The organism is Erwinia sp. S38, assembly GCF_016624545.1.
Taxonomy (GTDB): domain Bacteria; phylum Pseudomonadota; class Gammaproteobacteria; order Enterobacterales; family Enterobacteriaceae; genus Erwinia; species Erwinia coffeiphila.
Genome location: NZ_JACVTS010000024.1, coordinates 22,343 through 42,985 on the forward strand (window position 1 = coordinate 22,343; position 20,643 = coordinate 42,985).

The 20,643-nt window shown below is 50.5% G+C and carries 23 protein-coding genes and 1 pseudogene; 8 read left to right on the top strand and 16 right to left on the bottom strand.

All coding sequences use genetic code 11. The features are described 5' to 3' along the window. Positions 1 to 7 precede the first annotated feature (7 nt). Complete coding sequence (locus tag IBT46_RS21950) at positions 8 to 1,195, top strand: FAD-binding oxidoreductase (protein WP_200547411.1); 1,188 nt, start codon at positions 8 to 10, stop codon at positions 1,193 to 1,195. Between the two features lie 112 nt (positions 1,196 to 1,307). Here the strand turns inward: IBT46_RS21950 and IBT46_RS21955 are convergent, their stop codons facing one another. Continuing rightward, positions 1,308 to 1,706, bottom strand: a complete 399-nt coding sequence (locus IBT46_RS21955; RefSeq protein ID WP_200547412.1) for a MerR family transcriptional regulator — start codon at positions 1,704 to 1,706, stop codon at positions 1,308 to 1,310. 80 nt (positions 1,707 to 1,786) lie between these two features. Between IBT46_RS21955 and IBT46_RS21960 the strand changes: the two genes are divergently transcribed. The 6 genes from IBT46_RS21960 to IBT46_RS21985 all read left to right on the top strand — a co-directional run bounded on the left by IBT46_RS21960 (position 1,787) and on the right by IBT46_RS21985 (position 7,031). Then, positions 1,787 to 2,290, top strand: coding sequence for a DUF2938 domain-containing protein (locus IBT46_RS21960; protein ID WP_200539421.1), 504 nt, complete (start codon positions 1,787 to 1,789; stop codon positions 2,288 to 2,290). Between the two features lie 205 nt (positions 2,291 to 2,495). Continuing rightward, the gene (gene aztA, locus IBT46_RS21965) at positions 2,496 to 3,224 is read left to right on the top strand and encodes a zinc ABC transporter ATP-binding protein AztA (RefSeq protein ID WP_200539420.1); all 729 of its coding nucleotides are present in this window, start codon (positions 2,496 to 2,498) and stop codon (positions 3,222 to 3,224) included. Continuing rightward, positions 3,221 to 4,126: a zinc ABC transporter permease AztB gene (gene aztB, locus IBT46_RS21970; RefSeq protein WP_200539419.1), complete on the top strand. Its 906-nt coding sequence runs from the start codon at positions 3,221 to 3,223 to the stop codon at positions 4,124 to 4,126. Before aztA ends, aztB begins: the two co-directional genes overlap by 4 nt. Further along, positions 4,123 to 5,046 (top strand): metal ABC transporter solute-binding protein, Zn/Mn family, encoded by a 924-nt coding sequence (locus tag IBT46_RS21975; RefSeq protein WP_200547413.1) that lies wholly within the window; start codon positions 4,123 to 4,125, stop codon positions 5,044 to 5,046. The genes aztB and IBT46_RS21975 overlap by 4 nt, the downstream gene beginning before the upstream one ends. Positions 5,047 to 5,105: 59 nt before the next feature. Beyond that, the gene (gene aztD, locus IBT46_RS21980) at positions 5,106 to 6,362 is read left to right on the top strand and encodes a zinc metallochaperone AztD (RefSeq protein ID WP_200539417.1); all 1,257 of its coding nucleotides are present in this window, start codon (positions 5,106 to 5,108) and stop codon (positions 6,360 to 6,362) included. A gap of 147 nt (positions 6,363 to 6,509) precedes the next feature. Further along, complete coding sequence (locus IBT46_RS21985) at positions 6,510 to 7,031, top strand: Fur family transcriptional regulator (RefSeq protein WP_200539416.1); 522 nt, start codon at positions 6,510 to 6,512, stop codon at positions 7,029 to 7,031. A 70-nt stretch (positions 7,032 to 7,101) separates the two neighbouring features. On the opposite strand, the gene zinT is transcribed toward IBT46_RS21985, so the two are convergent. From zinT to IBT46_RS22040, 11 genes are all read right to left on the bottom strand, one after another. After that, a complete protein-coding gene (gene zinT / locus IBT46_RS21990) occupies positions 7,102 to 7,788 on the bottom strand; it encodes a metal-binding protein ZinT (protein ID WP_200539415.1) in 687 nt (228 codons plus the stop codon). A 464-nt stretch (positions 7,789 to 8,252) separates the two neighbouring features. Continuing rightward, positions 8,253 to 8,648: a hypothetical protein gene (locus tag IBT46_RS21995; RefSeq protein WP_200547414.1), complete on the bottom strand. Its 396-nt coding sequence runs from the start codon at positions 8,646 to 8,648 to the stop codon at positions 8,253 to 8,255. Continuing rightward, positions 8,645 to 11,509, bottom strand: a complete 2,865-nt coding sequence (locus IBT46_RS22000) for a conjugative transfer ATPase (RefSeq protein ID WP_200547415.1) — start codon at positions 11,507 to 11,509, stop codon at positions 8,645 to 8,647. The genes IBT46_RS21995 and IBT46_RS22000 overlap by 4 nt, the downstream gene beginning before the upstream one ends. Next, complete coding sequence (locus IBT46_RS22005; RefSeq protein ID WP_200547416.1) at positions 11,509 to 11,925, bottom strand: TIGR03751 family conjugal transfer lipoprotein; 417 nt, start codon at positions 11,923 to 11,925, stop codon at positions 11,509 to 11,511. Before IBT46_RS22005 ends, IBT46_RS22000 begins: the two co-directional genes overlap by 1 nt. Before the next feature lie 11 nt (positions 11,926 to 11,936). Further along, positions 11,937 to 13,469 (bottom strand): TIGR03752 family integrating conjugative element protein, encoded by a 1,533-nt coding sequence (locus IBT46_RS22010; RefSeq protein ID WP_200547417.1) that lies wholly within the window; start codon positions 13,467 to 13,469, stop codon positions 11,937 to 11,939. Next, positions 13,459 to 14,379 carry a TIGR03749 family integrating conjugative element protein gene (locus IBT46_RS22015; RefSeq protein ID WP_200547418.1) on the bottom strand — a complete coding sequence of 307 codons (921 nt, stop codon included), beginning with the start codon at positions 14,377 to 14,379 and terminating at the stop codon, positions 13,459 to 13,461. The genes IBT46_RS22010 and IBT46_RS22015 overlap by 11 nt, the downstream gene beginning before the upstream one ends. After that, the gene (locus IBT46_RS22020; protein ID WP_200547419.1) at positions 14,379 to 15,035 is read right to left on the bottom strand and encodes a PFL_4703 family integrating conjugative element protein; all 657 of its coding nucleotides are present in this window, start codon (positions 15,033 to 15,035) and stop codon (positions 14,379 to 14,381) included. Before IBT46_RS22020 ends, IBT46_RS22015 begins: the two co-directional genes overlap by 1 nt. Beyond that, positions 15,032 to 15,397 carry a TIGR03750 family conjugal transfer protein gene (locus IBT46_RS22025; protein WP_200547420.1) on the bottom strand — a complete coding sequence of 122 codons (366 nt, stop codon included), beginning with the start codon at positions 15,395 to 15,397 and terminating at the stop codon, positions 15,032 to 15,034. Before IBT46_RS22025 ends, IBT46_RS22020 begins: the two co-directional genes overlap by 4 nt. Positions 15,398 to 15,410: 13 nt before the next feature. Beyond that, the gene (locus tag IBT46_RS22030) at positions 15,411 to 15,812 is read right to left on the bottom strand and encodes a TIGR03745 family integrating conjugative element membrane protein (RefSeq protein ID WP_200539408.1); all 402 of its coding nucleotides are present in this window, start codon (positions 15,810 to 15,812) and stop codon (positions 15,411 to 15,413) included. 31 nt (positions 15,813 to 15,843) lie between these two features. Next, complete coding sequence (locus tag IBT46_RS22035) at positions 15,844 to 16,086, bottom strand: TIGR03758 family integrating conjugative element protein (RefSeq protein WP_200547421.1); 243 nt, start codon at positions 16,084 to 16,086, stop codon at positions 15,844 to 15,846. Continuing rightward, positions 16,086 to 16,421 carry an RAQPRD family integrative conjugative element protein gene (locus IBT46_RS22040; protein ID WP_200547422.1) on the bottom strand — a complete coding sequence of 112 codons (336 nt, stop codon included), beginning with the start codon at positions 16,419 to 16,421 and terminating at the stop codon, positions 16,086 to 16,088. The genes IBT46_RS22035 and IBT46_RS22040 overlap by 1 nt, the downstream gene beginning before the upstream one ends. 380 nt (positions 16,422 to 16,801) lie before the next feature. Here IBT46_RS22040 and IBT46_RS22045 point away from each other — a divergent pair. Then, positions 16,802 to 17,143: pseudogene (locus IBT46_RS22045) on the top strand (SOS response-associated peptidase family protein); the annotation flags it as partial. 105 nt (positions 17,144 to 17,248) lie between these two features. Here the strand turns inward: IBT46_RS22045 and IBT46_RS22050 are convergent. The 4 genes from IBT46_RS22050 to IBT46_RS22065 form a co-directional block, all read right to left on the bottom strand. After that, entirely contained in the window at positions 17,249 to 17,941 is a 693-nt protein-coding gene (locus IBT46_RS22050; protein WP_234473275.1) for a hypothetical protein, read from the bottom strand. A 266-nt stretch (positions 17,942 to 18,207) separates the two neighbouring features. Then, on the bottom strand, positions 18,208 to 19,032 hold the full coding sequence (locus IBT46_RS22055; protein ID WP_200547423.1) for a helix-turn-helix domain-containing protein: 825 nt from the start codon (positions 19,030 to 19,032) through the stop codon (positions 18,208 to 18,210). Between the two features lie 31 nt (positions 19,033 to 19,063). Further along, a complete protein-coding gene (locus IBT46_RS22060; RefSeq protein ID WP_200547424.1) occupies positions 19,064 to 19,711 on the bottom strand; it encodes a TetR/AcrR family transcriptional regulator in 648 nt (215 codons plus the stop codon). 12 nt (positions 19,712 to 19,723) lie between these two features. Continuing rightward, positions 19,724 to 20,569, bottom strand: coding sequence for a universal stress protein (locus IBT46_RS22065; RefSeq protein ID WP_200547425.1), 846 nt, complete (start codon positions 20,567 to 20,569; stop codon positions 19,724 to 19,726). Positions 20,570 to 20,643 lie beyond the last annotated feature (74 nt).

Sequence of the window (20,643 nt, forward strand, 5' to 3'; positions counted from 1 at the left end):
GACTGTTTTGACGAACAAAAAACGCGTTGCCATTGTGGGTGCCGGAGCTCTTGGACTCTCGGCTGCCCGCTCTCTCAGCGCCAGCGGTGCGGATGTGACCGTTTTCGAACGGAGTGACATCGGGGCCGGCACCAGCACAACGACTTTCGCGTGGATCAATTCGAACGGTAAAAATCCCGCAAGCTATCACGCGCTGAACGTGGCGGCGATGCGTGAACACGCTGAGCTACAAAAAAATTCCCGCTCTGAAGGCCAGTGGCTGCAGCAGAGCGGAACCTATGAGTGGGCAACGAACAGCGCACAGCAGGAGCGACTCACCGCGCGTGTTACCCGCCTGCGTCAGACAGACTACATCGCAGAGGAGCTGTCGCAGGCGCAACTCAGAACGCGGGTGCCGGAGATACGGATCGATCCCCGCGCAGACCGCATCTGGCATTTTCCGGAAGAGTGCCTGCTTCATCCCTCGGTATTCCTTGCGCATCAGTGGGCTGAAGCGCGCCGGTACGGGGCAGCACTTCATATCAATGCCGGCGTCAGGGATATCGCTGAACATGAAAAGGGAGTGATACTGCACCTTGATGACGGTTCAGAATGGAAAGGTGACAGCCTGGTGCTGGCTACGGGCCGGTGGTCACGGGAACTGATGTCGCGACTTGGTCTCCAGCTTGCCATGGTGGATCCCAACCAGCCCAATCGGATTGCCTGTGGTTTTCTGGCGGTGACCACGCCACAGCTTACGCAGTTAAGTGCCAACCTGATCACCCCAGAGCTTAACGTCCGGCCAGACGGAGGCGGCCGGCTGCTGCTTCAGGCTCCTGACCTGGATCACCTCGCTGACCCCGCGGCGTCTGTCCCTGCTGAAGGCTACATAGGTCAGGAAATGCTGCACAGGCTGCGTCGACTGTTTGATAACACCCGCTCTGCAAAAATTGAGCGGATCGCGGTCGGACAGCGTTCGCGACCGGCTGACGGGCTTCCCGGCATCGGTTTTGTCACACCACATAAGCGCGTGTATCTGATGGTCACCCACAGCGGCATGACGCTGGCTCCGCTTCTTGGCAGGCTGGGAGCAGAAGAAATTCTGCAGGGGTCGCGATCGGCTCTGCTTCATGACTATTCCCCCGACAGACTGCTGGGCAAAACGGCTGACGACTTTCCGGCCTTCTCCACCCTTCATTTTCCCGCCGCACAATAGCTTTCAGCAGCATTTTTAAAGCCTCTGCCTTTTCATTAACACGAGAAGGCCGTGGTCTGTCAGTTACTTCAGGCTAAAAGCTTCCTTACTCTCTGCTGATTGACCGTTCGTTTCACTCTGGCCAGTGAATAAGCCTGAGTCCTTTCTTCACGGTTTTCCGGAACTCTTCACACTCGCCATGCTCCGCTTTGTGGCAGCGCGCTACGTGTTTCAGCCCCCTGCTAATCTGACGGAGCCGACTTATGGCCCAGTCAATCTCCGCAGCCCGGTTTAGAAGCATTTCTCTGTCAAGAGCAACCGATCCGGACGTATTCAGCATGGGAACAATTTCATCAAGCGTAAAGCCGGCCGCCTGCCCCAGCGCTATCAGCTGAAGTTTACCTAATACGCTCTCATGATATTGCCTCCTCAGGCCGTTCCGGCCTACAGAGCGGATAAGCCCCTTTTTTTCATAAAAACGCAGCGTGGAGGGCTGAACGCCCGTGATGTCTGACACTTCCCTGATATCCATTTCTTAGGGCATTGACTTAAACCTGACTTTAAGTTGCAAACTGCCTGTCAGATTAACATTTACTCAATGAGAAACCGATTATGGATGCTTTACTTGTCACAAAAACGCTCATCGCAGGCATTGGCGCAACGCTGGTTATGGATACGTGGTCACAGTTTCAGAAACGCATTTTAAAGATCCCGCCGCTCAATTATGCGCTGGTCGGGAGATGGATGTTGTGGTGCCTGAAGGGAAAGTTTGTGCATCACACCATCATGACAACGCCGCGCGTTTGGGGAGAAATTGTTTCAGGGTGGGTTTTTCATTACCTGACGGGCATTCTTTTCGCATGCATACCACTGGCGATAAGCGGCAAAGACTGGTTCGGCCAGGCTCCTCTGCTGGCAGGAACAGTAACGGGCATCCTGACCATGATGGCGCCGTTTTTTATTCTGCAACCTGCTTTCGGCTTCGGCCTCGCAGCATCGCGCACGCCCCGGCCATGGCTTGCCAGATTGATGACTTTTTTGACACACCTGTCATTCGGGATAGGTCTTTGTATAGCGTCTCAGCTGTTAATCCCTTTATTATTTGAAAATTCATAACCATGCAGCTGCTCAGTCCGAAATTCGTCAAGAGTTAGGAGAACGTGATTTTTGACGGCTACGACTGGTTTAACCCCTGAATGGGAATGTCTCTTATCTGACGCTGCTAACTGTCAGACCTTCCGCTTAGGGGTAAACTTACTTACATTTTGAAATGTTATGTTATAACATATGCACCACTCTTGAGGATCAGGTTGGTTTTAAGATGTCAGAAGTTGCCATAAGTTTGCAGGAATTAACCCTTGGATATGATGGAAACATTGCGATTGAAGCTGTTTCAGGCTCATTTCTGACAGGGAGCCTGACCGCGGTAATTGGACCCAATGGGTCTGGAAAGTCGACATTGATGAAGGGTATTGCGGGAATTCTCAGCCCGATAGCAGGCAGTTGCCATTCTAAGCCTGGTGTACGTATCGCCTATCTGCCTCAGTCCTCTGAACTCGATCGCAATTTCCCTGCAAACGTGCAGGACCTGGTTTCGCTGGGCCTGTGGCAGGACCGGGGGTTGCTTAAAAGGCATTCAGGGAAAGACAAAATGCGTATCAGCGATGCCCTGAATTCTGTTGGCCTTAAAGGTTTTGAAGATACTCCGATTAACCAGCTTTCAGGGGGTCAGTTTCAGCGTGCTTTATTCGCAAGAGTGATTGTGCAGGATGCCAGTCTCATTTTGATGGACGAGCCTTTTAACGCAATTGATGCACCAACCGTAGAGGTTTTGCTGTCACTTATTAAAACCTGGCACTCCGATAACCGGACGGTAATCGTCGTAATCCACGATCCTATGTTAGTTAAGCAACACTTTCCCGAAACGATAATTGTCAATGGCGTACTTCTGGCGTGGGGGGAAACCAGTAAGGTTCTGCAGGACAGTCATTTGCCCCTGCCCTTTTGCTTTCATGAGGAACTGACGAGCAATAAGGTGGCACCTGAATGATGTCCGTTTATGACTATTTGATTTATCCATTTGTTGAGTTTGGATTTATGCGCCGCGCATTAACAGGCTCGCTACTGCTCTCTTTGAGTGCATGTCCTGTGGGTGTGTTTCTGACACTCCGCCGGATGAGCCTTGTTGGTGATGCCATGTCTCATGCTGTATTGCCAGGAGCTGCAATTGGTTTTCTTCTTTACGGACTGGAAATCATTCCTATGACTCTGGGGGGCATGGTAGCAGGGCTAATAGTCGCATTAGGCGCAGGAATGGTTTCACGGTTTACCGTTCAAAACGAAGATGCATCACTGGCAGCCCTTTATCTCATATCACTGGCGCTGGGTGTAATGATTGTGTCTTTGCGTGGATCAAGTGTTGATTTGATGCATGTGCTGTTTGGAAGCGTACTGGCCCTCAACTATGAAGCGCTATTACTCATGATCGGTGTATGCGTCTTGTCATTGTTAACTTTGACATTTTTTTGGCGTGCGCTCATTGCTGACTGCCTGGACCCACTTTATCTGCGCTCCGTCTCCCGCCTGGGGTTACCGGTACATTGCGTGTTTCTGGCTATGTTAGTAATAAACCTTGTTGCTGGATATCAGGCTCTGGGTACGCTGCTTTCTGTGGGTCTGATGATCATGCCGGCCGTCACAGCGCGCTTCTGGGCAAAAAGAGTCATCAGTTTATGCCTTACTGCAGTTCTGCTGGGTATGATTTCTTGCATAAGCGGCCTTCTTATTTCTTTTCACTATTCACTACCATCAGGTCCAGCCATTATTCTGGCCAATGGAGTTATCTATCTCATTTTAACTACTCTGGCCGTGATGAACCAAAAACGACGGGTAGTTCGTCGTTCTCTAAATAAACCTGACACACGTCCTCACGAACGGAGTAAGTCGTTATGAAATCTTCAACCTCATTGGCTGTTGCCATACTGTTATCACTATCTGCGCATGCGCAAGCCGGCGAAAAACTGAATGTTGTAGCCAGCTTTTCTATTCTTGGCGATTTAGCAAAAAATGTGGGCCAGGATCGTATTTCCCTACGCACAATCGTTGGTCCGGACAGCGATGCGCATGTTTATGAACCAACACCGGCTGACGCAATTGCCATGTCTAAAGCTGATGTCGTATTAACTAATGGTTTGCAGTTCGAAGGTTTCATCACACGATTGATTCAGGCCAGTGACAGTAAAGCAACAGTGACAGAAGTTACCAAAGGCGCTGAAATCCTTCGTGACCCTTCCGGAGGTCATTATCACTTCAATAATGGTAAGGCAGTTTTCCATGCGGCTCCTTTTGATCCTCATGCCTGGCAGTCACTGGCAAATGCTCGTGTTTATATAAAAAATATTGCAGCAGCTTTTTGTTCTGTAGATAAAGAAGGATGTGCCGGTTATCAAAAAAATGCAGAAATTTATGATGCAAAACTTAATATTCTGGCCATTGAAATTAACAGCCTGATAAAAAAAGTACCGGAATCGCGCCGTACTGTAGTGGTAGGCCATAATGCTTTCCGCTATTTTGAACATGAGCATGGCATTCATTTTTTATCACCGCAGGGTGTTTCAACCGAATCGGAAGCTTCCGCTGCTGATGTCGTTGGAATTTTAAAAGAAATTAAAAAAGATAAAGCATCCGCAGTTTTCTCTGAAAATATTTCCAACCCTCGCCTGGTTGAGCAGATCGCCTCAGAGGCTAATTTACCTGTTTCGGGAACACTCTTTTCCGATGCACTTTCTACGACCGCAGGCCCGGCACCAACGTATATAAAAATGATGCAACATAACACCAGGACAATCGTTGATGCGCTGGCCACAGAATAAAACCAAATTAATGTCACGCAAAAAACTGTAATCAAGATTATAAAACAATGGAGTTTGATATGAAGAAGCTTTTATTACCTCTGACAATTTCTGCTGCTTTAATCAGCACAATGGGAAATATGGCATTAGCAGATGAAAATGTTTCAGCATGGCGGTTGTTTGTATCCGATCACGATAAACCGATGGTTAATGTAATTGATGCTGTTGATGGAAAAAAGCTGGATGCTTTTTCAACTAAAGGGCCAGCGACTCTTTATCGTAGTGAAAGTGGCGCAACGGTATATGCAGTGCAGGGTAAAGCTAATACGGTATCTGTAATTTCTTCAGGAATTTCATTCCATGATCACGGTGACCATGCAGACATTGACGTTGGCAACGCTAAATTACTTAAAATCGAAATCAAGGGTAATAAACCTGGTCACTTTGTAGAGCGCCAGGGAAAAGTGGCGCAATGGTTCGATGGTGAACAGTACACTCTCGTCTACAGCGAAGAATCAATGCTGGAAGGCTTCAATGATGGAAAAAGGGTTTTCGTTGGTGCGCCACATCATGGTGTAGCCGTGCCCTATGATAACTATGCCGTAATTTCAGTTCCTAATCCCGAGGACGCATCAAAACGTCCTGTTGGTGCCAGAATTGTTGGACTTGATAGTAAAAAAGCTGGCGAAAACATTTTGTGCCCGGGCTTACACGGCTCTGCAGGATCTGGTGACACCTACGCGCTCTCTTGCGAAACCGGAATACTTCTGGTTTCCCAGAAAGGTGACAAGCCTGAAATCCGACATCTGCCCTATTCCAGTAATCTTCCCAAAGGTAGCGTATCTACTATGATTGGCGGCAAGGGTATGCAGTACTTTATCGGGAACTATGGTCCGGACCGTATTCTTTTGATCGACCCGTCTGACACCCAGAGCTTCCGCCTTGTTCAGTTACCTACCCGCCGCGTTCATTTTGCAGTAGACCCGGTACATCCGAAATTTGCCTATGTCTTTACCGAAGATGGTAAGTTAAATCAGGTTGATGTGATTAAAGGTCAAATCACGAAATCTGTACGAGTAACCGATGCTTACTCTATGGATGGGCACTGGAATGATCCACGACCACGTATTGCAGTCGCGGATGATAAAATTTTCATTACGGATCCCTTGCAGAGTAAAATCCATGTATTAGGAACATCGGATTTAAAAGAAATAACTGATATTAAAGTTGAAGGCCATCCATTCAACATCGTTGCCGTAGGCGGTACTGGAATGAAACATGATGGAGAGCATCATCATGATCACAATCATCACCACGATCATGAACACGCTCATTAATTTCCTTAAGTAATTTGAAAAAGGCCTTCCAGGAGGCCTCTTTCACAAAACCTATACTTCATCTTTATAGAAAAATTCATTGTTCATCTAACAAAGTGTTATGAACACACCACCCTTGAAATGTTAATTTTAAAATGAGGAGTTTCTTTGATTTCTGATGAAGAAAAAGAGGGCACCCTCTCTTTAGATGACACGCTAAAAAATGAGTTTGATATTCATTTGAGTGGTGTTGAGAAGATTGAAATCAACAGTCTGATAAATAAACTCAGGCATTCAAAATTAAAGTTCACATTAAAAAGACAAATTATTTTCATTCTTATCTTAAGATCTGGATCACAAGGCATCACTGCTTACGAGATACTGGATTTTTTAAGGTTAAAAAAAGAAAATACTAAGCCAACGAGTGTGTACAGAGTGCTCGACTACCTTATTGAAACTGGCCTGGCAGTTAAACTGCAAAGTCAATCTAAATTTATTGTAAGGCGATTTCAGTCAAACAAAATATTGAGCATATTCACTGTTTGCTCTGAATGCGGGATGATAGAAGAACTGACGGATAACTTTTGTCAGTTAAGTATTACCCATCTACTCAGTGGACTAGGTCATCAACTTACCTGCAATGCAGTTGAACTGAATGTCATCTGCAAGAATTGTAAATCTCATAACTGAATTAAATTCATTTAAATAATGAGCACGAGAGCATGCTCGCTAAAGCATGCCCTGTGAACGCATTTTTAACTTAATGATGAAGTAAATCGTCAACTACCTGTTCACTGGTAAGTTGATAAGGGAAGTATGTCGGCCAGTTATCCAGTTCTTTCAGAATCTCTTCCTGAGAAGTGTTACCCATAAACAAGTGGAAGTGTGCAGATTTGCGCGGACCGATGGTGTGGTCACTGAACTGAACAAACTTCGGTGCATGCGAATTGGCATCTTTACACTCAAAGAGGTAGCGTACCCCTTTTTTTCCTGATGCATAATGCAGGATTTTGTGGCCCGCATAATCATATTTACAGGAATTCACTTTCCCATCGACGTGAAATTCCATCACACCATTTTCAATGCCTATTTCAGTTACATCCGTTGTATAGCCTTTTTTATAATATTCTTTAAATTCTTCAGCCGTTTTACTGGTGTCTTCTTTCGCTTTTTTCTGGAAAACAGGATCCATTTCACCAGATAAAAGAATTGGGTAGACAGATTGCCACATCCCTTCCCAATCAGTTAAAGGCCGGTCTTTAACATCAGCATCATCGAAGACGCCATGTGAAGCTTTTTCTTCTTTTTCTGTCATGGGTGCGCCATGCGAATGAGCATGATTGTGACCATGTGCATGCTCATGAGAATGACCTTCATGAGCGAAAGCCTGCCCGGCAGTAAGCAATCCTGACAGGACAATGGATAAGGTATTGATTTTAATGAACACAACAAATCCTTAAGTTTGGTTACCAATTGAAATGTTATGCTATAACATTTCAATTACCCCTGCAAACTTCACTTAAAGTATTGATTGCCCCTGATGCACCAGAAAGAAAGGTGTATGTGCCCGGTTTTGCTAAAAGTATTGCCACTGTCCTGCTTCTAGATACCATGGCTTGCCACACTGACATGTAATAAACTGACTTGTTTGTCGGTTAATTCAGCAAACCATCTTAGTTTCCACTGCAGTATCTCTTAGGACCTCGCATAGCATGCCGCTCTCGATTCACCACGTACTTGGATCAGTCCTTAAGAACCAGCTTAACAAACACTTATTGCGATTACAGAAGCTATAAATTATGAAAATGAATTCAAGTTGCGTTCACTCCTAAAGGACATAGCAAGATATTATTCCCATAGAATAAAGCGTAAAAAACCGGCCTTTAGGCCGGTTACATGCTGATTTTGAAATCAGTCAGAAAAAATGTTGTTGATCCATAGCGTCATGAAAACCATATCCGCTGCGTCAGGCACATTTACATGCCAGCGCGGTGAATCAAATTCGTGATCCAGCGGGAGTCCGGCGCGACCTTCCTGCGTCAGCAGAATGTCCGCACGCTTGCCCCTGCTGTCCTCAAGATGAACCGACACGCAGCTGCTCTTACCGATACGATGCGGGTTACAGGTGATCGTGACCGGCGGTTGCAGCCTTGACCTCAGCGCGTTCTCCATTGCGGTCAGTCGCTCGGCCGTCGTTGCGGTCATCGCGGGTTCACCCTGCGGGTGCAGGCTGAACATAACAGGGACAGGCGTTTCATCCGGCGCAGGGCGCTGGGTCAGAGGTTGCGCATACTTAAGTTTAATCATGCGGTCAGCATCGCTCTCTTATCGTTGTGTTCGTCCATCCCGGCGGCATCTTCCGTCATCAATCCACGAAGACGATCCAGTTTTTTCGCTACGAGAATAGCAGCGTCCAGCTCAGAACAGTTATGTTTACGCATCAGTGCTTTACGTTCGGCTTTCTCTTCTTTCTCCGTCATCCCTAGCGCGAGGTAAAGGCTGGGTGGAACAGCGCGGAACAGCGCTTCAATTTTCTTCGAGAGCACCACGCCTTCGGTATAGCACAGTGAGAGCTTACTGGCGGAAAGCAGTACGGCTTTTTGCTCTTCTGAAAGCGTCCGGAAGCGGGCAATATCCTCCACCTCTTTTTTCGGCATCGTCAGGCAGATCCACCATTCCGCCATATTCAGCATCTTGCCGGCAGCGTTCGGGTAATCCTCAAGGTTTTGTGTGGCAAGCCACAGCCATGCACCAAGCTTACGCCACATCTTGACCACTTTGGTCATATAGGGGGCGAGAAGTGGGTTAACCGTCACAACGTGCGCCTCATCCACGGTAAAAACAATGTCGCGCTCAAGATACTGGTCACGTTCGGCAATGTTATTAATGGTGTTGGTCAGCGACACCATCGTCAGCGCCATCTGCGCCTCGTACCCTTCACGGGCAAGGTGTGCTAGGTCAATCAGCGTAACGTCAGCCTCCGGCCAGAGAGAGCCCTCCTGGTTAAAGAGCTCTGCCTCAAAGCTTCCGTGTTGCGTAAACATGCCCAGGGATTCCGCCATTTCAGCCGCTTTTGCCCGGCGGGTTTCGTTACGCACCTGCCCGCTGCCACTCTCAGTCTCCAGTGAAATGGCGTTAAGCGCATTCTGCAGGTCGCCCGGCAGCATCTGGCGGCCTTCATCCAGAGTTTTACGTGCGGCCATAATCAGCGCTTCGCGGATCATGGCGCGGTCGGCACGCTTCAGCGCGGCATCTTCTTTCGGGTCGCCGCCAGTGATCATCATTCGGGCAGAAATTTCCATCTCGCCCAGAATGTCGCGCTTACCGCTCTCTTCATCATCATCCAGATCGTCTTCAATTTCCGGCAGGTCACTCTCATCAATTGCCGGAGCGGGCGCGTCGCCGTCAAACAGCTTATGCGCATCAGCGAAGGGGGGCAGCGATACGCCGCTGCCGGGTTTGACGCTGACCTTGTTAACCGTAAGGCCCAGACTTTCAAAGTAGTCAGCGGTCAGACCGAAACTGTTACCGGCTTCCGCAATGAACAGGCGCGGGCGGTGAACGGCCATCAGCTGACAGAGCATCGAGCAGAGCGTGGCGGATTTACCTGCGCCGGTCGGTCCGAACAGCAGCATGTGCGCGTTCTGAGAGCGGTCATCCTTATTTAGGGGATCAAAATCAAGCACATCGCCGCCACGGTTAAAAAAGCTGAATCCGGCGTTACCGGTCCCGGTTTCGCGGCCGGTGACGGGCAGCAGCCCGGCAAGGTGCTGAACCCACGTCAGGCGGGTATACCAGTTTTTTTTGTCATGCTGCGGGTTAAAGCACATAGGCAACGCCCGCAGCCAGGTGTTAAGCGGGCCGGTTTCATGTTCAGCGCGTACCGGCTGCAGCCCTTCGTTCAGCAGTACGGTGCTGAGCTCGATGCGCTTGCGGTTCATTTTGGGCATGTCTTTTGCCCGCAGGATAAAGGTGATGCCCGCACGATACAGTTTGTGGCGGTTTCCCAGCAGATCCTTTACCGCCGCGACGTCCTGACGGACGCGACCCGACTCGGTATTCTCGCCGATAGCGTTTTTCGCCAGGCGGTTAAATTTCTCTTCCAGCGTGTCCTGCGGCTCTGCGACAACCGTCATGCACAGCATGGTGCCTTCGGGGAACGTGTCCATCAGCGCGTTAATTTTCTTTTCACCCCGGCTCTTTTCGCCGGTGAGCGTGCCGGGCTCAGGGGGTTTACGCAGGCGCTCCACGGAAATGGCGGAATGGGCAATGTTATCCAGCCACCACACGCCGTTTTCAACGTCAGAACGTGGCGGCGTGAACAGCAGGGTTTCGGCGAAATCATTCTCTACAGGGATCATGCCTGCAGGCGTATCCCGGCTGTCTTCATAGGCCGCCGCACGGTAAAATGCTTCTTTATTCATGCCCTCGGGCGCAGGATTGAACATCCGCAGCAGCCAGGCGTGAACCTGCAGGCCATTCTGGCGCGTGCAGTAGATGTTGACGCTGGAAAAGGCGCTGCAGAGGCGCTCACACGCCTGATTCAGCATGCCGATGGGTGACATCAAATCAACGCTGTTTTTTGTCGCCCAGCGGTAGATAACCATGCGCGTGCGCCGCTGCTGCCCGCGCCACGGCTGGCCGGTGATCAGCTTGTCTTCAAACAGACCTTCAGGACGCGCAATCCCGCGCATATGCTGCTCAGTTTCCTTAAGCCACGCCTCGGTAAACCCGCTGCCCTGCGCGTGCGGCCTGACGTAGCCGCGCAGACGGTCAAGGTAGGCATCGACGTTATTTTCATCCTGACAGTAGAACTGAACGATCCACGGATTGCTCGCCAGGTCGTCAAAGCTGTCCTGCAGCGCATCTTCAACCACGTCGCGGATCTGCTCCAGTCGCTCGTCAGGACGGCCTTCGGTTGCCGCCGGCGTCACTTCATAGACGGCACCCACTGAGATACCATCATCAAGCAGCAGGCACTGCTCCTCATCCAGAAACTCTGCCCACGGCAGATAATCAACGATGGACGGATTATGGGAGTAAACGCGTTTTTCATCGGCCTGTGACATTTTACCGGGACGGACAACGGGCTCCGGACCGGCCTGCTCAGAAACGTCAGATAAGCGGCGGTTTTTTTCAGGGGATTTCCCTTTAAAGAGTCCGAACATTACAGCGCCTCCGTACGTTCGCCAGGCATGGCGTACTGCGTCTGGTCATAGAAGGGGAAAACGGTGCTGTAACCGGGCACGGGGGTGTTTCCCTGTGCGAGATGAGGGAACACGTACATCACCATGTCAGGATTAGGCAGTCGCGGGAACTGCTGGCTGATTTCGGATTCCTGCGTGCGGCTGTAGCTGCGATCTTCGCTCAGTGCGGCCTGTTGCTCGCTGTCAGAAAGACCACGGCGCAGCGTGCTGCGGGCTTCACTGCCGCGCGAGACGCCTGATTCACCGTCGGTACCTTTCCACAGCTCCAGCATGTTGCTGTTGCCCGGCGGCAGCATTTCATCTTTGTTTGTTGAGCAGCCGGCAAGCGTGCTGGCTGCAATAATCATGAAAACCCCGAATTTTGTAGTAATACTCATGGTCATTCTCCTCAGTCCAGTCCGCCGGTGCTGCCGTCTTCGCCAGGCAGGGTGAAGTCGTAACGCACACGGCGGCCCTTATCTTCGTAATCGATCGCCAGCTCGCGGGTAATGTGTACGGCAAGTTTTGCACCCGGCTGTACGTAGATAGCGTCAAAAGTCTGTCCGTAGCGCTGTTTGACCCAGTCAGTTGTTTCAGACATACCGCCGGAAAGAGCCTTCCCGAGCGCCGCCTTTCCGGCGTCGCCAGTCATGGCGCCGGTAATACCATTCACATTGTTCTGCGTTGTGTACTGGCCCTGACTCAATCCTTCACCCGCCGCGCCGGCTGCAGACAAACCAAAAATTGTTGGCAGGTAACTGGATGCATTGGATTTGCGTGTTCCGGCAATACAGGGGATACCGTTTTCATCAGAAATCCAGCCGATGCCGCCACTGGTGCCGGTCTCTTTACCGCCGTTCTGGTTGCTGCTATTGCCGCCTTTGCCGCTGCGGTCCGGCTTCGGCAGAGTCCGTACGGTGCCGTCGGTAAACACAAACGTGACGCTGTTGACCTGACCACGCACGCAGGACAGGGTCCAGTCGCCGGAGGCGGTGCCGGAGACAATCGCACCCTCAACGTCCGGCAGCTCAATGCCGTTGGCCGTCAGGTTGTCTTTTCCGATGAGTACCTTAAAGGGATACGGGTCGGTTACGGTGCCGTTGATCGGCACGCGACCGAGCAGTGCCGTCATGGCGCGGCTGCCAATCAGTGTGGAGTTCTCCGGAAGCGTATACACCGGTTCGGCCTCCTCTTCCGCGCCTTTTTCAGCGGTGGAACCCTTTACCTGCTGTTCATAGCTGCCTTTTTGCTTCGTCAGGGCGTTTTCACTGAGAAACGACGTCGGGAACTGTGAACCGCCGGCACTGCTGCCCGACGCGCCATTTTTCTGCGCCGAGGACGTGGAGGGGCTGTCCTGGGGCGTGACCCACATCAGGCCATCACTGCCGGAGGCCGGGGCATTGCCACCGCCGGCACCCATACTGTCAAGGCCCAGACCCAGCGGGATATCGCTGTCAGTATTTTTTGCCTTGTCTGCAATACCCTTACCGGCATTCTGCAGTTTATTCGTCAGCTCGTTGATTTTTGACGTCAGGACGTTCTGCTGCTGGCGCATCTGGCTTTCACGCTCGTGATAGCTCTTCTCCACGCCCTGAACCGCTTCATTAACCTGGCCGGAAACGTTGGTATTGCGCTCCCTCAGCTTTTCATTTTCGTCCAGCAGTCTGGCATTCTGCTTGTTAAGAGAATCCTGCTGCTGACGAACGGCGTTTAGCGAGCCCACGATGGTTTTCAGCGTATCCTGCGGCGTGTCGCCCTCGATGCCGAGCGCTTTGAGCTCTTGCGGAGACAGGTTTTTCAGCGCATCGTCTGTCTGCGCGTGTGTTGCCTGCGCGGCGGGCTCCTGTGGCTTGCTGTTATAACTTTTCACCGCAATGAATCCGCCGCCAACCAGAATGGCCGGAACCAGCACTTTAACCAGTCCGTTTGACTTAATTTTCATAGCGGATCACCTTCTGGGCCGGGCGGGTAGCAGCCTTATGGATTACGGATGGCTCACGTACAAACGCGTCATCAGGACGACCGGCGGTGACCAGGTACAGCGTAGTGGTGTCTTCGGGCGTGCCGGCGGCACCCACCCAGCGGTGCTGGAACGTTGCCGTGACAAACCGGCCCTGCAGCTCACGCGGATCGAGTACAACCTTCTGCGATGAGCTGTTGCGGATCCTCAGCGCAATGACGGTGCGACCGGCCACGCCCCAGCCCGCTACCGGTGACACGGTCACAGGAGCAGAGGGATATAACGTCGTAATGCGTGATGGCAGGTGCGGATTAACGGGATGAATGCCCGGCACGGCTTCAACGGTGCGCACCGGTGCATACAGATTCTGTGCTGCGTAGCGCGTCAGCAGTACCGGAACGGGAGCTTTATAACTCACTTTTTTTCGCTTCGCCTGCGTGCTGTTGCTGCCGCTGGCGGCTTTCTCCCCGGTGCCGGCGGTTGCCCTGCTGAGGGTGCTGACGTCGCCGCTGTAAACGATTTTAACCGGCTCGGCTGACGCGGTGGCCGTTGTATGGACGTCCAGCAGAATAACCTCACCGCTTTCCATGTCCTGCAGCTGCAGGCGCGTCTGAGGAAAATCGCTGTCAGCTTTGAGGTAGACCGCGCCGCCGGTGCTCTGTACGCGCAGTTTGCCGTTCAGTGCCGGCGGAAAACCCACGCGCACGTTTTTATCAACGAAAATCACGCGTTCCTGACCCGTTTTGAGTGGGATCTGCAGCGGCACGCGCTCCCATTTCATCAGCTCGTCCGCCTGCGCCGGTGCGGAAATCATCGCTGCCACCGGCAGCAGGGACAGTGACAGCGCCACAAGGCATGCACGCGATCCTGAGGTAAAAGATGGATTCAACATCAGAACATCCCCTTTCTTTCTGGTTTCGGCTGTTCAGGCGCGGCGGAAAGACGCTGCGGGATGCCTTCATAGCAGTCCAGCGCCATGCCAAATGGATTAGATTCAGAGTCGCCGTCCCAGCGCACGACTTTTAGCGGATAGCGCACCATCGCGCGTTTAACCGGTTCGGTGAGGTAGTACTCGTCGGCAACAAGATCGAGTTTCACCGCCCAGTTATCACGATCGATGACCTTCACGCTCTCACCTGAATAACCACGTCCGGGAATTTCGTAAACGACGCGCACACGGTCGGTTAACTCGTTTTTTTCACCGCGAACCTTTGAATCCTCTTCAAGAAATGCCTTGCACTGTGGCGTCAGGTAAGCTGAAAGCGACTGAATGCGGGCGGGATAGTCCACTTTGCCGTTTTTGGGCCAGGCGTTCAGCTGCTGGAAAATGTAATACGTAAAGCCGTACACGGTCGGAGGGGGGATTTCCCACCACGGGCGCGTGCTGCCCTTGCGCAAATCAGGCGGATTGTGGATGGTCAGCTTTTCAGGTGCCCGCATCCAGCCCCCCATTGCTGTAATTAGTAACAGCAGCAATACGACACAGGCCGCCCGCAGGGTAAAAATATGCTGATCGCGGCCCTTAACCGCGTGGCGAAAACGACTCATCTGATACTCCTGAGGGTTTTGCTGCGTCGCAGGGACCAGCCCCGCGAGTCAATAATCAATCTGAAATCCCCCAATCCCATGCGGCGCTTCTTTAACTCGAATTGCTGCCAGAGATAATTTTCTGGTTTTCCCCGTTTTTTGCTGGCAAGCCATTTGCCGCCAAACGCAATCAATACAAGTGGGAAAAGCAGAGCGCCGGTTGGAATGGCAAGCCAGCCAAAAAGTAACGCGAAGGGCAGGGAAAGTATGAAGCCGGATAAGATGCCAATTAGTGCTGTCAGTCCTAACTCGGGGGTATTAAACCCCCGAAATACGACTGGCTCAGCATTGAGGCGATCCGGTAAAAATTTAATGGTCGCCATCTGGGGCTGTCCCTTACGCGATAACTTCTGCAGACTTGCCGAGCAGCCAGATAACTGCGACCAGCATGACAACCCCGACAACAACAATGGACCCGAATTTGGTCCAGGAGGCACGGTCATTACGAACTTCACCAAACGTTACGAGACCAGCTTCAGCAACTTTAAAGAATGCAAAACCGCACAGAACGAGACCACCAAGAACGAGTCCATCCTGCACATGACCGCTGAGCGTTCCCATCAGGCCGGTTCCCGTGCCGCTCGACGTTGGACCTTCAACCGTCGGCAGATCGGCAAGAGCTGGCCTGGCAGCCAGAGCACTCAGCAGGCCAGCCGTCAGGATACGTGCCCAGGCTGATTTAGCTTTAGTCTGGGCTTTAGCGGTCACGCGGGTTACTGCTGATACGAATTTAGACATGATTTCACCTGTAAAAAGAGTGGGTTTAGGGTTAACTACAAAACATCCAGATACTTACGACTAACAATAAGACTGAGCGAACTACGGCTTTGCCCATTGCGCCCTCCTTCAGGCGCTGATTTGTCCAGCCTGAGTAGACATCCACGATTGCCCATGCTGCCCAGAAGAAGAGGAATGCAATCAGCAGCCCGAGACAGAGCAGGTGCAGCAGATTGGGTTCCACATTTCCGGAAGCCGCTTTAAAGGCTGCTTCCTGTGCAGCGGTCATTGCCATCAGGGACGCTCCCGGCGATAATTTCCTGCCACGCCAGACAAATCGCGGGGCTGGGCACGCGTGGGTTCCAGATAGCGATCAATGCCTGTGCTGATGGTTTTAAGGTCGTCGTTTGCCCGCTGATAATCGAAGAAATAGCGGCCACGCTCTGACGGATCAGCCTGTGCTGCGGTAACCCGCGCCCGTTCCAGCGAAGCCTGAACCTGGACGATCATTCGCTGAGCGGATGCCAGCTCGTCTTTCTCAGATGCAGACGCCGGAGAGGACGCGAGAAAGGTCAGGCCCAGCACACCGCCGCATAACAGAAGTTGTGTTGCCAGACGAAGAGATTTCATATGCACCTCCAGTGGTTGTTGAGTGCGGTAAGCATGCGAAATCTGGCAGCCGGGTTCAGCCGTTAACTCTTTTTGGAAAAATAAAAATTTAGAAAGCAGCTCAAATGCCGGAGGAAGTTGATTCAGATATTAATGATTGTTGTAACTAAATAGATGATCTGACGCGGCGCGATGCGCCTTGCCTGCTGACGGCCGGCATCTGAAAACAAGTTTCAGGTGCCTCCGTCCAGCTCTGATATGGGGAAACCAGCGTTAGACATTAAATTAATTCCCCGAACGCAGAATTTAATCTGCGGTTTCGCCGACTAATATTGAATGATGAGTAAAATCAGGCACAGCGCGCGTTAACAGGTATCGTGCAGAAAGGGAGGGGAAAAATTATGTGCGGAAGGTTTGCGCAGTATCAGAGCCGGGACATTTACCTTGACGCCCTTGGCGCAGCCGACAGCGATTACGCGCACGATCCAGAACCCATCGGCCGTTATAACGTAGCGCCCGGAACCAACGTGCTGTTGCTGAGCGAGCGCGACGAGGAACTGAAAATAGATTCGGTGTACTGGGGTTACGGACCCGAATGGTGGGACAAGCAGCCGCTCATCAATGCGCGGGGAGAAACCGCCGCATCGAGCCGTATGTTTAAACCGCTATGGAACAACGGCCGCGCCGTGGTGTTTGCCGATGGTTGGTTTGAGTGGGTGAAGGAAGAAGAAAGGAAACAGCCCTAATTTGGGTCAGTTTGGATATTAAAATGTGATGACGAAGACAAGTTTCACCCTCGTCATCTTGATAGCTAACCGTATTAAAATGACAGTCCGCGCTGATCCGTATCAGGTCCAGCTTTTCCGAAGAGCAGTGAATTTTTCACGCGTTTCTCCCAGATAAAGCGCTGAGGAGAGAAAGCATACGCTGTATCCCAGTAATTCAGTCGCTTCTTCCGCCAGATTTTTAACTTCCCGGTTATACCCGTAAGACATAAGATGCTCCCAGAGCTGATTCATGCCAAATATACGTGAGAATATTAATATTATGATCAACCCCATCGCAGTCATCAGCCACGAACGGTGCTGAATAAAATCAGTCAGCCCTGTAACGGTGCTTGCGGGTATGAGCGCGGAAAGTGCAATACACACGACGGCGGTTGTAAGAGCAAACCAGAGCCAGCTGCCGTGCCTGATCATGTCAAAGATGTCGTCCAGCTCCCGGATCAGCATACATAAGTAAAAACCCCCGATAAGGATAAGTCCGCCGCGGATCTCAGGGCGCTTTGTCGCGCACCAGAAAAACAGCACGGCGATGCCTGCCAGAATGATTTCCTGCAGGATTTCAGTCACGGAATTTTCATGTAGAGCGTTGTACATAAAGTAAACGTCAACGTAGATGGCTGACATTGCCAGCAGGATAAAAACCGATGCGAATAGCAGGAATAAACATTCTCGGGTGAGAAGCGAAACAAAGGGAATCATGTCGAACTCCGTAAAGTTGGTCTTTTTATTCAGTTTACTTTTTCTGTTGCCTTTCATTTTTTGTATCATCAATATGTCATCAGTAATCTGTTCATTGAAATCATAAGGATATTAATCGCCGTTGCACACAGCGTATAAAGGTTCATATGAATAAATATCACCTTGCTTAACAAGCCTTATTTCAGTGCGTTATTTACAATAAAACGAACCCGTGATTTCGCTTTTTTAGTCAGGCCACTATTTCACCCGCTGATATAAGCGAACCCGATAAATAACTGAGCCTGACTCACTTAGTGAACAGCAGAGTCCGGAGAGCTATTTTCTTATGCGACCGGAATGTAGTAGCACCCTGAAAAATAACTATAACCATTAGAAGTTTTTATGCTGTTAATTTCCAGCAGGTCCGGGCCTTCAGCCCGGACTTCTTCTCTTAACGGCAGTTCAAAATGATAGATTGTTGAAATCATGTGCCTGAATTCGTCGTAACTACCAAGCAGATTAAATTTCAGGTAACTGCCTGCCATCCTGATACTTTCTAATTCGTCGGAATGAGTAGTGTCGCACAGTAACATCTTAAGCCTGGCATCACCGAATCTGCCTACAGGTTCGCAATGGACAACCGAGTAAATGGTTTCAGCTTGTTCGAGCATTGTCATTTCAAGATTAGACAAGCGGGTAATCTTATCGCTAATACATTCGATGCTATGAAAATCAACATCATTAGTGAAACTGTGGTGATGGCTGAGGCTGATGTCCAGACTCACATAATCAGGTGGAGGCAGGGGATGCCTTACCATTGTCGAACTGGGAATGATCCCGGTAAAGTTCCACATACGGCTATCCCGGTATACTCTGGGTGGCGTTCTGAAATGCCTTGAGAAGACCCGTGTAAATGCCTGCTGTGTGCCAAATCCCAGCGCTTCTGCAATTTCAATGATAGGCATGTTCGTTAACTTCAGTACCTGAGCCGCCCTGGCGAGTCTTCTGTTGCGAATATAGGTGGCTAATGGCATGCCGGTCTCTTCCCGGAACAGCCTCTGGATGTGCCATTTGCTGTATCCGGACTTACGATAGATCTTCTGTATCGTCAGGGAGCTTCCCAGATTTTGTTCTATCCAGTGTAATAATTCTAGCGTGAATTTTCTCACGGTTTTCCTCTCAGAATAGCAAGGTGCAGGATTAGTCAGAGCTCTCATCTAAAACATAATTCTTATTGTTAATGACGAACTCCCCCAGAATGTGGTCAATGATTTCAATAAACTCTGTTAATGGCTTCTGGGACTTCCCCGTGATAAAAAATTTTCTGACGGCACCATAAAAAGAGTAAAGCAAGATATTTGTTATGATTACGGACTTGTCTTCCCCATCTATTTCGCCTTTACTTATGGATAAGCACATCGCATCTTTTACTAGCTGCTCAAAATCACACATGAATTTTGAGAGGCTGAGCTGCAATGGCTTGTAAGTTTCGGCCTCGTCACAGCGATAAATCATTAATTTCAGGTAGTGCTGCACCTGACTTTCCGTAGATAAATCATTAATGCAGCGCCTAAACATGGAAACAAGCGCGTTCAGTATATGCTCATCGCCTGACGACAGCCCTTTCAGCTCGGCCATTAAAGGCCATCTGAAACTCTGAGTGACATGGTAAAGCAACTCGTTTTTATCCCGGAAATGCCAGTAAATAGCTCCCCGGGTGCACTTTGCTTTTTTCGCCACCATATCGAAAGAACTCAGGTAAACGCCGTGTTCGCAAAAACATTCCTCCGCCGCTTTTATTATGCGTTCTTTTGTGATGGAAGCTTCTTCCTTGGTTTTTCTGACCAAGTTAACCTCCAGTCAGCGGGATATAAACAGGGGCAGCCGCACATCTTTAAGGAGGCTGTTAGTGGTACCGCCCAGGATCAGTTCGGACAGACGTGGCCGGCTCCATGCACCGATTACCAGCAGGTTTGAACCATGTGCGGTCGTGTGCTCAACAATGACATCGGCAACCTCTCTTCTGTCGGATTCGACGTTGACAAGGTCGACACTGACACCATGGCGAGCAAGGTAAGCCGCCATATCAGCGCCGGGGTCTTCACCGTGAAGGCCCTGACTGTGATGTGCATCCACAATCAGTAGCTGAACTTCTTCCGCACTGATTAAAAGGCCAAGAGAGTCAGATACGGCCCGCCATGCCTGCCGGCTGGCGTTCCACGCAATGGTGACTCTTTTCCCGATCCCCTCCCCCTGCCAGCTGTCAGGAACGACAATTATCGGCAGGCCGGAGTAGGAAATGAACGAGTTGATCGTCATTCCCTCCGGTAATCCACTCATGCTCGGATAATTAAAAATGACCAGATCGCTGAATAAAGCATGCTGAATTGCATTTTTATTATCTTCCGTCGACGGTATAACGCGAAGTTCAGCCTGCACGCCCAGCTTATCGGAAATATCCTGTATGCCATGATGCAGCTCCAGTAATTTACTGGTTGTTGAGAGCTGATGCTTTTTTATTACCTCAATGATGGCATCCCCTCGTGAAAACGATTCTTCCGGGACGCCAGATTCATGGCGCATTGACGTTACGCCTATCAGATGAGAATTCTGTACACCGGCTAGTTCTCCAGATCTGGCGAGTACGCTCAATCCTTCAGGGGAAGCATCAAAAAATACGGTAATGTTTGAATAGTCTGTCAGCATAAATACCTCATTATCTTTCGTTGCTATTTACGTTTACAGGAACTGTCCGGCTGGCAGGATGTGGATTTCCTGCC

What these genes read in the sequence shown, in the direction of transcription:
- IBT46_RS21955 (WP_200547412.1), bottom strand. Translation starts at nt 1,706, where the DNA reads ATGGATATCAGGGAAGTGTCAGACATCACGGGCGTTCAGCCCTCCACG.
- IBT46_RS21960 (WP_200539421.1), top strand. Translation starts at nt 1,787, where the DNA reads ATGGATGCTTTACTTGTCACAAAAACGCTCATCGCAGGCATTGGCGCA.
- aztA (WP_200539420.1), top strand. Translation starts at nt 2,496, where the DNA reads ATGTCAGAAGTTGCCATAAGTTTGCAGGAATTAACCCTTGGATATGAT.
- aztB (WP_200539419.1), top strand. Translation starts at nt 3,221, where the DNA reads ATGATGTCCGTTTATGACTATTTGATTTATCCATTTGTTGAGTTTGGA.
- IBT46_RS21975 (WP_200547413.1), top strand. Translation starts at nt 4,123, where the DNA reads ATGAAATCTTCAACCTCATTGGCTGTTGCCATACTGTTATCACTATCT.
- aztD (WP_200539417.1), top strand. Translation starts at nt 5,106, where the DNA reads ATGAAGAAGCTTTTATTACCTCTGACAATTTCTGCTGCTTTAATCAGC.
- IBT46_RS21995 (WP_200547414.1), bottom strand. Translation starts at nt 8,648, where the DNA reads ATGATTAAACTTAAGTATGCGCAACCTCTGACCCAGCGCCCTGCGCCG.
- IBT46_RS22000 (WP_200547415.1), bottom strand. Translation starts at nt 11,509, where the DNA reads ATGTTCGGACTCTTTAAAGGGAAATCCCCTGAAAAAAACCGCCGCTTA.
- IBT46_RS22005 (WP_200547416.1), bottom strand. Translation starts at nt 11,925, where the DNA reads ATGAGTATTACTACAAAATTCGGGGTTTTCATGATTATTGCAGCCAGC.
- IBT46_RS22010 (WP_200547417.1), bottom strand. Translation starts at nt 13,469, where the DNA reads ATGAAAATTAAGTCAAACGGACTGGTTAAAGTGCTGGTTCCGGCCATT.
- IBT46_RS22015 (WP_200547418.1), bottom strand. Translation starts at nt 14,379, where the DNA reads ATGTTGAATCCATCTTTTACCTCAGGATCGCGTGCATGCCTTGTGGCG.
- IBT46_RS22020 (WP_200547419.1), bottom strand. Translation starts at nt 15,035, where the DNA reads ATGAGTCGTTTTCGCCACGCGGTTAAGGGCCGCGATCAGCATATTTTT.
- IBT46_RS22025 (WP_200547420.1), bottom strand. Translation starts at nt 15,397, where the DNA reads ATGGCGACCATTAAATTTTTACCGGATCGCCTCAATGCTGAGCCAGTC.
- IBT46_RS22030 (WP_200539408.1), bottom strand. Translation starts at nt 15,812, where the DNA reads ATGTCTAAATTCGTATCAGCAGTAACCCGCGTGACCGCTAAAGCCCAG.
- IBT46_RS22035 (WP_200547421.1), bottom strand. Translation starts at nt 16,086, where the DNA reads ATGGCAATGACCGCTGCACAGGAAGCAGCCTTTAAAGCGGCTTCCGGA.
- IBT46_RS22040 (WP_200547422.1), bottom strand. Translation starts at nt 16,421, where the DNA reads ATGAAATCTCTTCGTCTGGCAACACAACTTCTGTTATGCGGCGGTGTG.
- IBT46_RS22050 (WP_234473275.1), bottom strand. Translation starts at nt 17,941, where the DNA reads ATGAAAGGCAACAGAAAAAGTAAACTGAATAAAAAGACCAACTTTACG.
- IBT46_RS22065 (WP_200547425.1), bottom strand. Translation starts at nt 20,569, where the DNA reads ATGCTGACAGACTATTCAAACATTACCGTATTTTTTGATGCTTCCCCT.